This window comes from Mycobacterium sp. SMC-13 (assembly GCF_045311035.1).
In the GTDB taxonomy this organism is placed as follows: domain Bacteria; phylum Actinomycetota; class Actinomycetes; order Mycobacteriales; family Mycobacteriaceae; genus Mycobacterium.
This window is the reverse complement of record NZ_JBJIAI010000002.1, coordinates 389,191-403,194: the sequence shown is the minus strand read 5'-3', so window position 1 is coordinate 403,194 and position 14,004 is coordinate 389,191. Positions and strand designations below refer to the sequence as shown.

General features: G+C 67.0%; 10 protein-coding genes and 1 tRNA gene. 4 read left to right on the top strand and 7 right to left on the bottom strand.

The annotated features are described in order from the left end of the window. Nucleotides 1-146 precede the first annotated feature (146 nt). From ACJH6I_RS05140 to ACJH6I_RS05130, 3 genes are read right to left on the bottom strand one after another with little or no spacing between them, the layout of a single operon-like run. The gene (locus tag ACJH6I_RS05140) at nucleotides 147-1,472 is read right to left on the bottom strand and encodes an AarF/ABC1/UbiB kinase family protein (protein WP_212806546.1); all 1,326 of its coding nucleotides are present in this window, start codon (nucleotides 1,470-1,472) and stop codon (nucleotides 147-149) included. 42 nt (nucleotides 1,473-1,514) lie between these two features. Further along, nucleotides 1,515-2,372, bottom strand: coding sequence for a TOMM precursor leader peptide-binding protein (locus ACJH6I_RS05135; protein WP_318984133.1), 858 nt, complete (start codon nucleotides 2,370-2,372; stop codon nucleotides 1,515-1,517). Nucleotides 2,373-2,426: 54 nt separating this feature from the next. Continuing rightward, nucleotides 2,427-3,821 (bottom strand): zinc-dependent metalloprotease, encoded by a 1,395-nt coding sequence (locus ACJH6I_RS05130; RefSeq protein WP_318984134.1) that lies wholly within the window; start codon nucleotides 3,819-3,821, stop codon nucleotides 2,427-2,429. A gap of 89 nt (nucleotides 3,822-3,910) precedes the next feature. On the opposite strand from ACJH6I_RS05130, the gene ACJH6I_RS05125 reads away from it, so the two are divergent. The 4 genes from ACJH6I_RS05125 to ACJH6I_RS05110 all read left to right on the top strand — a co-directional run bounded on the left by ACJH6I_RS05125 (nucleotide 3,911) and on the right by ACJH6I_RS05110 (nucleotide 8,711). Next, nucleotides 3,911-4,936 (top strand): PDZ domain-containing protein, encoded by a 1,026-nt coding sequence (locus tag ACJH6I_RS05125; protein WP_318984135.1) that lies wholly within the window; start codon nucleotides 3,911-3,913, stop codon nucleotides 4,934-4,936. Nucleotides 4,937-5,026: 90 nt separating this feature from the next. Beyond that, nucleotides 5,027-8,014: a UPF0182 family protein gene (locus ACJH6I_RS05120; protein ID WP_212806542.1), complete on the top strand. Its 2,988-nt coding sequence runs from the start codon at nucleotides 5,027-5,029 to the stop codon at nucleotides 8,012-8,014. Nucleotides 8,015-8,159: 145 nt separating this feature from the next. Beyond that, nucleotides 8,160-8,233, top strand: a tRNA-Met gene (locus ACJH6I_RS05115). Between the two features lie 121 nt (nucleotides 8,234-8,354). After that, entirely contained in the window at nucleotides 8,355-8,711 is a 357-nt protein-coding gene (locus tag ACJH6I_RS05110; RefSeq protein WP_064983801.1) for a cupin domain-containing protein, read from the top strand. A 63-nt stretch (nucleotides 8,712-8,774) separates the two neighbouring features. Here ACJH6I_RS05110 and ACJH6I_RS05105 read toward each other — a convergent pair whose 3' ends face one another. From ACJH6I_RS05105 to ACJH6I_RS05090, 4 genes are read right to left on the bottom strand one after another with little or no spacing between them, the layout of a single operon-like run. Beyond that, entirely contained in the window at nucleotides 8,775-10,478 is a 1,704-nt protein-coding gene (locus ACJH6I_RS05105) for an ABC transporter ATP-binding protein (protein ID WP_318984136.1), read from the bottom strand. After that, entirely contained in the window at nucleotides 10,478-11,437 is a 960-nt protein-coding gene (locus tag ACJH6I_RS05100; RefSeq protein ID WP_318984137.1) for an ABC transporter permease, read from the bottom strand. The genes ACJH6I_RS05105 and ACJH6I_RS05100 overlap by 1 nt, the downstream gene beginning before the upstream one ends. Then, nucleotides 11,430-12,356, bottom strand: a complete 927-nt coding sequence (locus tag ACJH6I_RS05095) for an ABC transporter permease (protein ID WP_318984138.1) — start codon at nucleotides 12,354-12,356, stop codon at nucleotides 11,430-11,432. The genes ACJH6I_RS05100 and ACJH6I_RS05095 overlap by 8 nt, the downstream gene beginning before the upstream one ends. 3 nt (nucleotides 12,357-12,359) lie before the next feature. Further along, nucleotides 12,360-13,973, bottom strand: a complete 1,614-nt coding sequence (locus ACJH6I_RS05090) for an ABC transporter substrate-binding protein (protein WP_318984298.1) — start codon at nucleotides 13,971-13,973, stop codon at nucleotides 12,360-12,362. Between the last annotated feature and the right edge of the window lie 31 nt (nucleotides 13,974-14,004).

The following is a 14,004-nucleotide window of genomic DNA, read 5'->3' as shown; positions in this document are numbered from 1 at the left end:
CCGCGGCCAAACCTCGGGGGGCACCAACCGCGAGCCGGCCTGGGGGTACCTCCCGCTTGCGGGGGAGTTTGTACGCCGACACACCGTGTTTGGCGTGCATTACGCGGCCGCTCGCCGGCGCCGAGCGGCCGCGTAACCGCCGTTGACTACGGCGTGAAGCCCGGAACCAGTTCCGTGGCAATGGCTTTCACGGGGACGTGGGCGTCCAGCTGACAGCAGATCGCCACGGTCGACGCGATCACGCGCAGCGGGATGACCAGGTTCGGCGGCATGTCGAGCTGACGGGCCATCTTGATCTGGTTCACGCCGTTGTCCAACTGGCCCGCAGCCATTTTCATGATCCAGCGCCGCGTGTAGTGGAAGACATCGGTCTGGATCGGCTCGACGTACTGCCGCAGCATGTTGTCGACCTCGAAGATCGGGACCTCTTCGCCCGGCTGGATGAACCCGGCTTCCTCCATCACCGGCAGCAGTTTGTCGTAGTTCTTGTCCCGCGCCAGGCTGATCATCTCGCCGATCGCGGTCGGCAGCCCACCGGGCAGTGGCGCCACCGCGCCGAAGTCGATGACGCCCATGCGACCGTCGGGCAGCAGCATGAAGTTCCCGGGGTGGGTGTCCCCGTGCATGATCTCCAGGCGCGCCGGCGCGTCGAATGTCAGCTCCGACAGCCGGGTACCCATCAGGTCGCGCTGCTCGACGGTGCCCTCCCGGATGATGACCGACATCGGGATGCCGTCCATCCACTCGGCGATGACGACCTTCGGCGCGCTGGCCACGATCGCCGGCACCTTGAAGTGCGGGTGCCCGGCGTAGGCCTTGGCGAACGCCCGCTGGTTGTCGGCCTCCAGCCGGTAGTCCAGTTCCATCTCGGTGCGGTCGATGAGCTCGTCGACGACGCCCTGGACATCGGCGCCGGGCGCCAGCTGTTTGAAGACGCCGACCAGACGCTGGATGGTCTTCAGGTCGGCACGCAGTGCCTCGTCGGCGCCGGGGTACTGGATTTTGACCGCGACCTCGCGGCCGTCGGACCAGACGGCCTTGTGCACCTGGCCGATGCTGGCCGACGCGACCGGGGTGTCATCGAAGGACTGGAAGCGGTCGCGCCACTTGGTACCCAGCTGCGCATCGAGCACGCGGTGCACCTTGGCGGCCGGCAGGGGCGGGGCTTCGCGCTGCAGCTTGGTCAGCGCCTCGCGGTACGGCTTGCCGTACTGCTCGGGAATCGCCGCCTCCATCACCGACAGGGCCTGGCCGACCTTCATCGCCCCGCCCTTGAGTTCACCCAGCACGGTGAACAGCTGGTTGGCCGCCTTGTCCATCAGCTCGGCGGTCACCTCGTCCTTGGACCTGCCCGCCAGGCGCTTGCCCAACCCCAGCGCCGCCCGTCCCGCCATGCCGCCGGCCAGACCGGCGAGCTTCGCGTTGCGTGCCACACTGCCCCGTTTGATATCAGCCACATTCACATCATCCATGACGTTGCTGAGTGCACGGCAGCGACATGGCAACGCGTGTTGTCACGACAGTCGATCGCACCAGTCACACAGCGGATGACGCGACCACCGGCGCACCACCGTGGTCCGCGAGCCGATGTCGAATTCGAGGGTGGCATCGAGCGTCGGCGGTGGTTCTGCGCGGGCCCCGCCGCCGCGGATCGCGTCGATCACCCGGTCCACCTGGTTGAGCGCCACCGCCGCGGTGGCCAGTACCGTCGCCCGGTCGGCGCTGCCGACGGTGCCCTCCAATTGGGCGGCCAGCACCGGCCACGACGCGTCGCGGTCGCTGCGGTGGAGGTCGGCACAGTTCAGGCAGCTCGTCGCCCCGGGCAAAACGAGGGGACCGATCAGCCCGGTGCCGTCCCGGATCCGCACCGGCAGATGCGGGACCCCGGCACGGTGCAGGTCGCGTACCAGGCGGCGGTCGGCGACCAGGAAATCGGACAGCACCACCAGATCGGCGGCATCCCGCGTGACGGCCACGTGGCCGAATCGGCTGGTGCGCACCCGGGTTCCGGAACAGTTCAGGGCGCCGGCCAACAGATCCGAGAGGGGGCCGCTGCCGTGGATGCGTACCGACACCGGTCGCCGGCCGGTATCCGGCACCGTCTGCAACAACCCGGCCGAGTTCAGGGCGTCGACCAAGCCGGTCCAGCCGTCGATGTCGGTCAGCCCGGCCGCCAGCGCGAGCGCCTGGCTGCTCTCGGCGTCGACGCCGCTCTGCATACCGCGCAGCAGGTCCGCCAGGTCACCGACCGTCAACCCGTCCGGAGGCCGAATGCCGATGGCGCGCCGCGGGTCCCAGCCGAGCTGCACCGTCCCGTCGGGCCGCTGCAACACCGGCATGGCCGGGTTCAGGGTCTGACGAGACGTGGTCATGGGCCAACTGTGCCAACAGCACGCCGATTCGGCGAATCAGTTATCCACAGGCACTCAGCCCTCGGCTGGGTCGTCTCCAGCGTCCTCGTCGGCGGACCGCTTGAGGTCCTTCTCCAGATCGGCCAGCGCCTGGTCGAGATCCGAGGTGTCGCCGCCGAGCGCCTGGTCGATGAAGGCCGCGGGCTCGTCGAGATCGGCGGCGCTGGGCAGCAGATCGGGGTGTTGCCAGACGGCGTCGCGCTTGTCGGCGCCGACGGCGTCGGTCAGCTTCTCCCACAGCGTGGCGGCCTCGCGCATCTTGCGCGGCCGCAGTTCCAGGCCCACGAGGGTCGCGAAGGTCTGCTCGGCGGGTCCGCCGGTGGCGCGACGACGACGCAGCGTCTCGCTCAGCGCCGACGTGCCGGGCAGCCGCTCACCGAGTGCGGCGGTGACGACGGTCTGCACCCAGCCCTCGATGAGCGCCAGCAGCGTCTCCAGTCGTTCCAGCGCCGCGGCCTGCTCGGGGGTGGCCTTCGGTTCGAACATGCCCTGGCTCAGCAGCTTCTCCATGGCGCCCGGATCGCCCATCAGCGACGCCGGGTCCAGGCCGGAGGCCATCTCCTCGAAGCCGCTCATGTCGATCTTCATGCCCTTGGCGAAGGCTTCGACGGCGCTGAGCAGCTGGCTGGCCAGCCACGGCACGTGGCTGAACAGCCGGTGGTGGGCAGCCTCACGCGCCGCGAGGAATGTCAGCACCTCGCTGCGCGGCTGCTCGAGACCTTCGCCGAACGCTTCGACGGCCTCGGGCATCAGTGCGGCGACACCGGACGGCCCCAGCGGCAGGCCGATGTCGGTGGACGTCAGGACCTCCTTGGACAGCGTCCCCAGCGCCTGGCCCAGCTGCGAGCCGAAGGCCATGCCACCCATCTGCGACATCATCGCCAGCAGCGGGCCGGCCATCGCCTTGGCCTCTTCGGGCAACGCCGACACCCAGACCGTCGACAGCTGCTCGGCGACCGGGTCGCACAGCCGCTTCCAGGTGTTGAGGGTGTTGTCGAGCCAGTCGCTCGGCGTCCACGCCACGGCGCGGGTGGTGCCGGCCGGCAGGGCGGTGACGCCGTCGAGCCACGTCTCCGCCAGGTGCACGGCGTCGGAGATGGCCGTCGCGGTCTGCTCGGGCACCGGCTTGACGAACCCGATCGAGTTCGACGCCAGCTTGCGGGCCAGGTCGTAGTTGACCGGGCCGGACTGGGGATTGTTCATCGACGCGCCCGCGCCACTGAACATCGCGCCGAGCTGCGTGAAGATCTGCCCGAGGTCGGGCATGCCGGCACCGCCGGGACCGCCGAACGCGTTGCCGAACCCGAACGGGTCCGAGGAGCCACCGGAAGAGCCTGGTCCAGGTTCTTTCTTGGACTTGTCGCGGTCGGGGTCTTCGCCGCTGGAGAAGCCGAAAGGCAGGTCAGCCATACCGTCAACGGTACTGCCCGCATCGCCGGCGGGTGGCTTCGCGGGTCATGCTGTCAGCGAACCGAGCCACGAGCTTTACTGTTGGCGGCGTGAACAGGCGGATTTCTACGCTCGTGGTCGCTCTGGTGCCGATCATCGTGTTCGTCGTACTGGTGTCGGTGGTGACCGTGCCCTTCGTCTCGCTGGGTCCCGGCCCGACGTTCGACACGCTCGGTGAGGTCGACGGCAAGAAGGTCGTCGACATCAAGGGCGACGTCAAGGTGCACCCGACCTCCGGACACCTGAACATGACGACAGTGTCGCAGAGCGACGGGCTGACGCTGGGCCAGGCGCTGGCGCTGTGGATGTCGGGCCGCGAGCAGCTGGTGCCGCGCGACCTGGTGTACCCGCCGGACAAGTCCAAGGAGCAGGTCGACAAGGCCAACAACGCCGACTTCAAGAACTCCGAGGAAGACGCCGAGTACGCGGCGTTGAGTTACCTGAAGTACCCGAAGGCGGTGACGGTCCAGGCCGTCGCCGATCCCGGGCCCTCGGCCGGCCAGTTGCGCCCCGGCGATGCCATCGATGCGGTCAACGGCATTCCGGTGGCCACCGTCGAAGAGTTCACCGGACTGCTGAAGAAAACCAAGCCCGGCGACCACGTCGTGCTCGACTACCGGCGCAAGAACGCCGGGATCGGCGTCACGACCATCACGTTGGGCACCAACAAAGACCGTGACTACGGCTACCTCGGTACGACGGTGCTCAACGCGCCGTGGGCGCCGTTCGTCATCGACTTCAACCTCGCCAACATCGGTGGCCCGTCGGCCGGTCTGATGTTCAGCCTCGCCGTCGTCGACAAGCTGACCGATGGAAACCTGAACGGCGGCAAGTTCGTTGCGGGTACCGGCACCATCGGCGACGACGGCAAGGTGGGCCCGATCGGCGGCATCACGCACAAGATGCTGGCGGCCCGCGAGGCCGGCGCGACGGTGTTCATGGTGCCCGCCGAGAACTGCGCCGAAGCGGTCTCGGCCCACCTGGACGGCCTCGGCCTGATCAAGGTCGAGAACCTCAGTGGTGCCGTCGACGCGCTGCACGCGGTGTCCGCTGGTGGCGAACCTCCCCGCTGCTGAACTCGCGATCACCCCTGGTTGCGTAGAGTCGTAGGACAAGCTGGCCTTTTCAGATTTCATACAGACTTTTCAACAGACTGGAGCTGACGAGTGGGGATGCGGCCTGCGGCGAGGATGCCGAAGCTGACGCGACGAAGCCGAATCCTGGTCGGGATCGCGCTGCTGATCGTCGGTTTGTTGATGGTCGGCCCGCGACTGGTCGACGCCTACGTGGACTGGCTGTGGTTCGGTGAGGTCGGCTTCCGTTCGGTGTTCAGCACCGTCCTGGTGACGCGCCTGGTGGTCTTCCTGGTGGCCGGCGTCTTCATCGGCGCCGTGGCGTTCGGTGGAATGGCACTGGCGTACCGGTCCCGGCCGGTGTTCGTGCCGGCGTCCGGACCCAATGACCCGGTGGCCCGCTACCGCGCCACCGTCCTGTCGCGACTGCGGTTGTTCGCCATCGGTGTCCCGGCGTTCATCGGGCTGCTGGGCGGCTTCGTGGCGCAGACCTACTGGGTGCGGGTGCAGCTGTTCCTGCACGGCGGCTCGTTCGGCATCACCGATCCCGAATTCGGCAAGGATCTGGGCTTCTACGCGTTCGACCTGCCGTTCTACCGGCTGGTGCTCGGCTACCTGTTCGTCGGCGTCTTCCTGATGCTGGTCGGGAACCTGTTGGGCCACTACGTGTTCGGCGGCATCCGCTTGTCGGGCCGTCAGGGTGCGCTCAGCCGTGCGGCGCGCATGCAGCTGGTGTCGCTGGTGGGAATCCTGGTGCTGCTCAAGGCCGTTGCCTACTGGTTCGACCGGTACGAGCTGCTCAGCCACACCCGGGCCGGCAAGCCGTTCACCGGCGCCGGCTACACGGACATCAACGCGGTGCTGCCGGCGAAGCTGATCCTGCTGGCGATCGCGGTGATCTGCGCGGTGGCCGTGTTCTCGGCGCTGGTGCTGCGGGACTTGCGGATTCCGGCGATCGGCTTGGTCCTGCTGCTGCTGAGCTCGGTGATCGTCGGGGCCGGCTGGCCCATGCTGGTCGAGCAGTTCAGCGTCAAACCCAATGCGGCGCAGAAGGAACGTGACTACATCAGTCGCAGTATCACAGCGACGCGCGACGCGTACGGGTTGACCGGCGATTCGGTGACCTACCGTGACTACAGCGGCAACGCGCCCGCCACCGCCGAGCAGGTGGCGGCCGACCGGGCGACGACGTCGAACATCCGGCTGCTCGACCCGACCATCGTCGGACCGGCCTTCACGCAGTTCCAGCAGGGCAAGAACTTCTACAGCTTCCCGGACCAGCTGTCCATCGACCGCTACAACGGGCCGGACGGCAAGCTGCGCGACTTCGTCGTCGCGGCACGGGAATTGAACCCGGACCGGCTGATCGACAACCAGCGCGACTGGATCAACAAGCACTCGGTCTACACCCACGGCAACGGCTTCATCGCCTCGCCCGCCAACACCGTGCGCGGTATCGCCAACGATCCCAACCAGAACGGCGGCTACCCGGAGTTCCTGGCCAGCGTGGTCGGCGCCAATGGCGCGGCCGTGTCGCCCGGTCCGGCACCGCTGGATCAGCCGCGCATCTACTTCGGTCCGGTGATCGCCAGCGCGCCATCGGATTACGCCATCGTCGGCAAGAACGGCGCCGACCGCGAGTACGACTACGAGACCAACACCGAGACGAAGAACTACACCTACGGCGGTACCGGTGGTGTGGACATCGGCAACTGGCTGGCCCGGTCGGTCTTCGCCGCCAAGTTCGCCGAGCGGAACTTCTTGTTCTCCAGCGTCATCGGGCCGAACAGCAAGATTCTGTTCAACCGTGACCCGGCCCACCGGGTCGAGGCAGTGGCGCCGTGGCTGACCACCGACTCGACGGTCTACCCGGCGATCGTCAACAAGCGCATGGTGTGGATCGTCGACGGCTACACCACCCTGGACAACTACCCGTACTCGGAGCTGACGTCGCTGTCGAGTGCGACCGCCGACTCGAATGAGGTTGCGGTCAACCGGATGTTGCCGGACAAGCAGGTCTCCTACATCCGCAACTCGGTGAAGGCCACCGTCGACGCCTACGACGGCACCGTCACGCTGTACGAGCAGGACGAGCACGACCCGGTGCTGCAGGCGTGGATGAAGGTGTTCCCGGACACCGTGAAGCCGAAGTCGGCCATCAGCAAGGAACTCGCCGAGCACCTGCGCTACCCGGAGGACCTGTTCAAGGTTCAGCGCATGCTGCTGGCCAAGTACCACGTCAACGACCCGGTGACGTTCTTCTCGACATCGGACTTCTGGGACGTGCCGCTCGATCCCAACCCGACGGCCAGCAGCTTCCAGCCGCCGTACTACATCGTCGCGAAAGACCTTGCCACGGGTGGGGATTCGTCGTCGTTCCAGCTGACCACGGCGATGAACCGGTTCCGGCGGGACTTCCTGGCCGCGTACATCAGCGCCAGCTCCGATCCGGCCACGTACGGCAAGATCACGGTGCTGACCATCCCGGGTCAGGTGAACGGTCCCAAGCTGGCGTTCAACGCGATCAGTACCGACACCGCCGTCAGCCAGGACCTGGGCGTCATCGGCCGGGACAACCAGAACCGGATCCGGTGGGGCAATCTCTTGACGCTGCCGGTCGGGCAGGGCGGGTTGCTCTATGTCGCACCGGTTTACGCCTCGCCGGGCGCCAGTGACGCGGCCTCGTCGTACCCGCGACTGATCCGCGTGGCGATGATGTACAACGACAAGGTCGGCTACGGCCCGACGGTCCGTGACGCCCTCAACGGCATCTTCGGGCCCGGCGCCGGCGCCACCGCGACCGGTCCGGCTCCGACCGATGTGCCGGCCGGCACGCCGCCTCCGGCGGCCGTTCCGGGGGCCGTCCAGCCGCCTGCCGCGGGACCGCAGCCCCCGCCGGTCGCGGTGCAGTCACCTGGCGTGCCGCTGACGCTGTCGCCCGCGAAAGCGGCTGCCCTGCAAGATGTCAACGCGGCCCTCGACGGCATGCGTGCGGCCCAGCAGAGCGGCAATTTCGCCCAGTACGGCGCCGCGCTGCAGAAGCTCGACGACGCCATGGCCAGGTACCGCGACGCCAAGTAGTCCGCACGAGTCGCAGAACTGCCCAACTCCTTCGGGAGTTGGGCAGTTCTGCATCTGGCGCAGGTTCACCAGGTGGTCCCAAAAACCCTGTCTGACCATACGATTTGGTTCATTCGGCAGCGTTGGGTAACGTTGTATTCACCGACGCGGGGTGGAGCAGCTCGGTAGCTCGCTGGGCTCATAACCCAGAGGTCGCAGGTTCGAATCCTGTCCCCGCTACTAGCGAGAAGGCCCCCGGAGAACTCTCCGGGGGCCTTCTTCATGTCCAGGTGAATCGGGGCGTCGAGCAGGAGCCTGGGGTTGTCGGAATAGTGCAACGGGAGCCCTGGTTTTGCATTCCGTGGACTCAGTCGCAGGAGATGCAGCCTGGTTCGGCCCCAACGCCCCCGGGTATGCCTGGAAATCAGTGGCCGACGTCGACCCGGTCGAGATCTTCCCAGGCATCACAGCTCGACTGCTGTGGCAGGGCGCCGATGGCGCCAAAGCGGCGGTGACGACCATCGCCCCCGGCGCGGTATGGGGCGACGAAGACCACCACAGTCCAGGGCCAGAGGAGGTGTACGTCGTCTCCGGTGTCTTCAACGACGGCGTAAACGACTATCCCGCAGGGACTTTCCTGCACGCGCCGGCGGGATCATGGCACGTTCCGCAGTCGGCGTCGGGCTGTGTGTTGTTTCTCTTCTACCCGCAGGGTTAGCTGCGTGCGCAAAGCCGGCAGGTGGACAATCCCCGAAAGTCACTGTGCCGTACGGCCTCTCGATCAGCCGGCGAGCTCGATCGTCCCGCCCGGAATCGCGTCGATCAACATCCGGGTGTAGTCCGACGTCGGGTTCTCGTACACCTGGTCGGTGGGCCCGGAATCCACCACCTCGCCGCGCGACATCACGATCACGTTGTGGGCGATCTCCTTCACGACCGCCAGATCGTGGGTGATGAACAGGTAGCTCAGGCCGAGCTCGTTCTGCAGATCGCGCAGGAGCGTCAGGATCTGTGCCTGCACAAGCACGTCCAACGCCGACACCGCCTCGTCGCACACCACCACCTCGGGGTTGAGGGCGAGCGCGCGGGCGATCGCGACGCGCTGCCGCTGCCCACCGGACAGCTCGTTGGGGAAGCGCTGCATGACCGACTGCGGCAGCGCGACCAGGTCCAGCAGCTCCTTCACGCGGGCGGTACGGGAGGACTTGTCTCCGATGCCGTGGATGTTCAGCGGCTCGGCGATCGCCCGGTAGATGGAGTACATCGGATCCAGTGACCCGTACGGGTTCTGGAACACCGGCTGTACCCGGCGGCGGAACTCCTTCGCTGCCGCGCCGCGCAGCGACGTGACGTCCTTACCGTCGAAATGCACTGTGCCCGAGGTCGCCTCCAACAGTCCCAGCACCATGCGCGCCACCGTCGACTTTCCCGAGCCGGACTCGCCGACCACCGCGGTGGTCGTCCCGCGGCGCAGCGTGAAACTGACATCGTTCACGGCGCGAAAGGTCGAGCCGCCGCGGAACGGGACGGCACCGCGGATCGGGAAGTCTTTGATCAAGTTGGTCGCGACCAGCACGTCCTGAGGGCCGGACGACACGTCCAGGCTGGATTCGGTGCCGGTGACCTTCGGCTGCAGCGCCTGGTCGCCCACGAGCTCGCCGTCGGTGCGCCGCGCGGCCAAGGAGGGCGCCGCGCGCACCAGCCGCTTGGTGTACTCGTGGTGGGGGTCCTGCAGGATCTGCAGGGCGGGTCCCGACTCGACCACCCGGCCCTTGTACATGACGACAAGGTGGCTGGCGCGTTCCGCGGCCAGGCCGAGATCGTGCGTGATGAGTAGGACCGCGGTGCCGAGCTCGGTGGTCAACTCCTCGAGATGGTCCAGAATCTGCCGTTGCACCGTCACGTCCAGGGCCGAGGTCGGCTCATCGGCGATCAGCAGCTTCGGCCGGCAGGCGAGCCCGATCGCGATCAGCGCCCGCTGGCGCATGCCGCCCGAGTACTCGTGCGGGAACTGATTGACCCGCTTGTCGGCGTCGCGCATGCCTGCCTCGCTCAGCAGCGCGATCGCGCGTTTGCGCGCGTCACCCCGCTTCGCCGCGCCATTGGCCTGCAAGGTTTCGCGGATCTGAAATCCGACGCGCCACACCGGGTTCAGGTTCGTGTTGGGGTCCTGCGGGACCAGACCCACGCCGCTGCCCCGGATCTTCTCGAAGTCGCGGCGCGACGCGGTGGCCAGGTCCTGGCCGTCGAACAGGATCTGACCGCCGGTCACCTTGCCGGTCCCCGGCAACAGTCCGAGCACCGCGGCGGCCGTGGTCGATTTACCCGACCCGGACTCGCCGACGATGGCCACCGTCTGCCCTGGATAGACGGTCAGGCTCACGCCTCGCACCGCCGGCACCGACTTGCCCTGCGCGCGGAAGTCGACCTGCAGGTCGCGGATGTCGAGCAGCGGCGCGGCGCCCTCGTTCGGTGTCTGGGTCATCAGCGGGTCCTCGCCTTCGGGTCCAGCGCGTCGCGCAGCACGTCGCCGAGCATCATGAAGGTGAGCACAGTGATCGCCAGCGCCGCCGCCGGGTAGAACAGGATCGGCGTGCCCTCGCGGAGCAATTGCTGCCCGGCCGCGATGTCGATGCCCCACGACACTGCCGTGGACGGTAGTCCGATACCGAGATACGACAGCGTCGCCTCGGTGACGATGAAGATGCCCAGCGAGATGGTGCCGACGACGATCACCGGGCCCAGCGCGTTGGGTATGACGTGGGCGAACAGGGTGCGCACCCGGGACGCGCCCAGCGACCGCGACGCGGTGATGAACTCCTCGTTGCGGACCGCGATCGCGGCCGATCGGGCGATGCGCGCGATCTGCGGCCAGCTGAAGATCGCGAGCACGATCACCACGGTGAACACGGTGCGAGAACTGATCATCTGCATCGTGACCACCGCCGCGAGGATCAGCGGGATACCGAAGAAGATGTCCGACAGCCGCGCGATCACCGAGTCGATCCAGCCACCGAAGAACCCGGCTACGGCGCCGAGCAGGCCGCCGATCAGGACCACGACGATCGTGGTCAGCACGCCCACCGCCACCGAGGCGCGGGCGCCGTAGATCGTGCGGGTGTAGATGTCGTAGCCCTGCCGGTCGGTCCCGAACCAGTGCTCGGCGCTGGGCGGGAGCAGTGACTGCTCGAGCGAACCGTAATGCGGGTCCTGGCTGGTGAACAGTCCCGGGAAGAGCACGACGACCACGATCATCGCCAGCAGGAGCATCGAGACGATGAACTCCGGCTTGGTGCGCAGCTCCCGCCACGCGGACTTCCAGAAGCCGGCGGGATGCACGTCGGCGGCGACCGCGTCGATCGCGGCGACGCTGACCACGTCCGGGCCCGCGACGAAACGCTCCTGGCCGGGGTAGCGGGTGGGTTGCGTCTGGGGCTCAGGCATAGCGGATCCTCGGGTCGAGGGCGGCGTAGAGCAGGTCGACCACCACGTTGGACGCCAGGTAGATGAGCACGAGCACGGTGACGAAGGACACGACGGTCGACGACTCGCCCCGGATCACCGCCTGATAGATGGTTCCGCCCACTCCGGGAATGTTGAAGATTCCTTCCGTGACGATCGCGCCGCCCATCAGCACACCGAGGTCGGCGCCGAGAAAGGTCACCACCGGGATCAGCGAGTTGCGCAGGACGTGCACCAGGATCACCCGTGGACGGGACAGCCCCTTCGCCGTCGCCGTCCGCACGTAGTCCGCCGAGAGGTTCTCCGCGACCGACGAGCGGGTCAGCCGGACAACGTATGCGAACGACACCGCACCGAGCACGAATCCGGGCAGCAGCAGGTGATAGACGTCGAGATGGCCGCCGACGGTGACGGGGAAGAGTTGCCAGCGCACACCGAACAGGTACTGCGCCGCAAAGCCGATCACGAAGATCGGGACAGCGACGATGAGGAGCGTCACGATCAGGATCGTGGTGTCGAACCACTTGCCCTTGTTCAAACCCGCGAGCACGCCGAACGTCACACCGAACACCGCCTCGACGGCGAGCGCGATGAGCGCGAGATCGACCGTGACGGGGAAGGCCCGTTTCATCACGTCGAACACCGGCTGGCCCGAGAAGGAGGTGCCGAAGTCCAACCGGAACACCCCGCTGATGTAGTGCCAGTACTGCGAGTAGAACGGCTGGTCCAGGTGGTACTGCGCGCGCAGCGTCGCGATCAGCGCGGGCGACATGGGCTTACCGCCGCCCAGCGCGGAGATCGGGTCGGCGGGCAGTAGGAAGACGAGCGCATAGATCAGGAAGGTGGCGCCGAAGAACACGATCACCACCTGCCCGAGCCGGCTCAATCCGTATCTCAGCATCGGTTATCCCTTGGTGTTCTCGGCGTCGTCGCCCTTGGTGATCTGGGTGAAATCGGCCAGACCGTTCCAGGTCAGCTGGGCCGTCACACCCGGCCCGACGCCGCCGGCCGCGATGTAGTCCCACAGCGGGATCACCGGGAGGTCGTGCAGCAGGATCGCCTGGGCCTGATTGACGAGCGCATACGACTGGTTCGGATCGAGCGCCCGTTCGGCCTCGATCAGTTTCGCGTCGAACGCCGGTGAACTGTAGACCGGATCATTGGAGCCCGCGCCGGTCACGAACTGGGGCTGCAGGAACTCGATCATCGACGGGTAGTCGCCCTGCCACCCGCTGCGGAACGCCGTCCGAATGGTCCGCTTGGTGATTTCGTCCCGGACCTGCTTGAACGTCGGCTGCGGAGCGCCGTGCGCGTCGATGCCGAGCGCGTTCTTCAACTGGTTCGACAGCGCGTCCACCCACACCTGGTGATCGCCGTCGGAGTTGTACGCGACCTCGAACGATCCCGACCACGGCGCCATCGCGTCAGCCTGCGCCCACAGTTGCTTGGCTTTGACCGGATCGAACTTCAGCACGTCGTTGCCCGGGATATTCGCGTCCCAGCCCGGTAGCGACCGGGCGGTGAAGTCTTCCGCCGCGCCGCGGGCGCCGCGGAAGATCGCCTTGATGATCTCGGGCCGGTTGATCGCCATCGAAATCGCCGCGCGTCGCAGGCGACCCTCCTCGCCGCTGAAATGCGGGAGGAAATAGGGGATTCCGAGCTGCAAGTTCTGGGCGGTCGGTTTGGTCAGCGCCCTTTTCCCGAGCACCTTCTTGTAGGTACCCAATGCGCTCACCGGCACAGTGTCGAGCACGTCGAGGTTGCCGGACTCGAGGTCGGTGTACGCGGTGTCGAAGCTGCTGTAGAAGATGAAGCTCAGGCCACCGTTCTTCGGCTTGTCCGGACCCTGGTAACGCGGGTTGCGCACCACATCGAGCTTGACGTTGTGCAGCCAGGCGTCCGGGCCCTTCAGCATGTAGGGGCCGTTCCCGACGGGATGCTCGCCGAACTTGGCTGCGCCCTCGGCGAAGAACACATCGGGCAATGGCTTGAACGGCGTGAATCCGAGCCCCAGTTTGAAGTCGATGTTGGGGCTGGTGAGGCGCACCGTGAAGGTGTAGTCGTCCACCACCTTCAAGCCCGACATCTCGGTCAGCGAGGAACCCTCGGCGGCGACGGCGTCGTACCCCTCGATCGGTGAGAAGAAGCTCTGCTGCAGTTGTCCGTTGACGGTGGCGGCACCGAAATTCCATGCGCGGACGTAGTTTTGGGCCCGTACGGGGGTGCCGTCGGTGAAGGTCCAGTCCCGTCTGAGGTGAACGGTGTAGTTCTGATTGTCGGTGGTGTCCACGGACTCCGCGTTCGCCAACACCGGCGTGCCGTCAGCGGTGTAGCAGTACAGACCCGTGAACAACGAATCGACGATGCGACCGCCCATGTTCTCGTTGGTGTTGGTGGGCACCAGACCGTTCTGTGGCTCACCGCCGTTGACGGTGATGATCGCGTCCGGGCCGGTGCCGTAGTTACCGCGCGCGCCTTCCAGGCTGCACCCCGACGCGGCCAGCACCACGCCCGTCATCGCCACAGACAATGACCTTGCTGCCCATTTC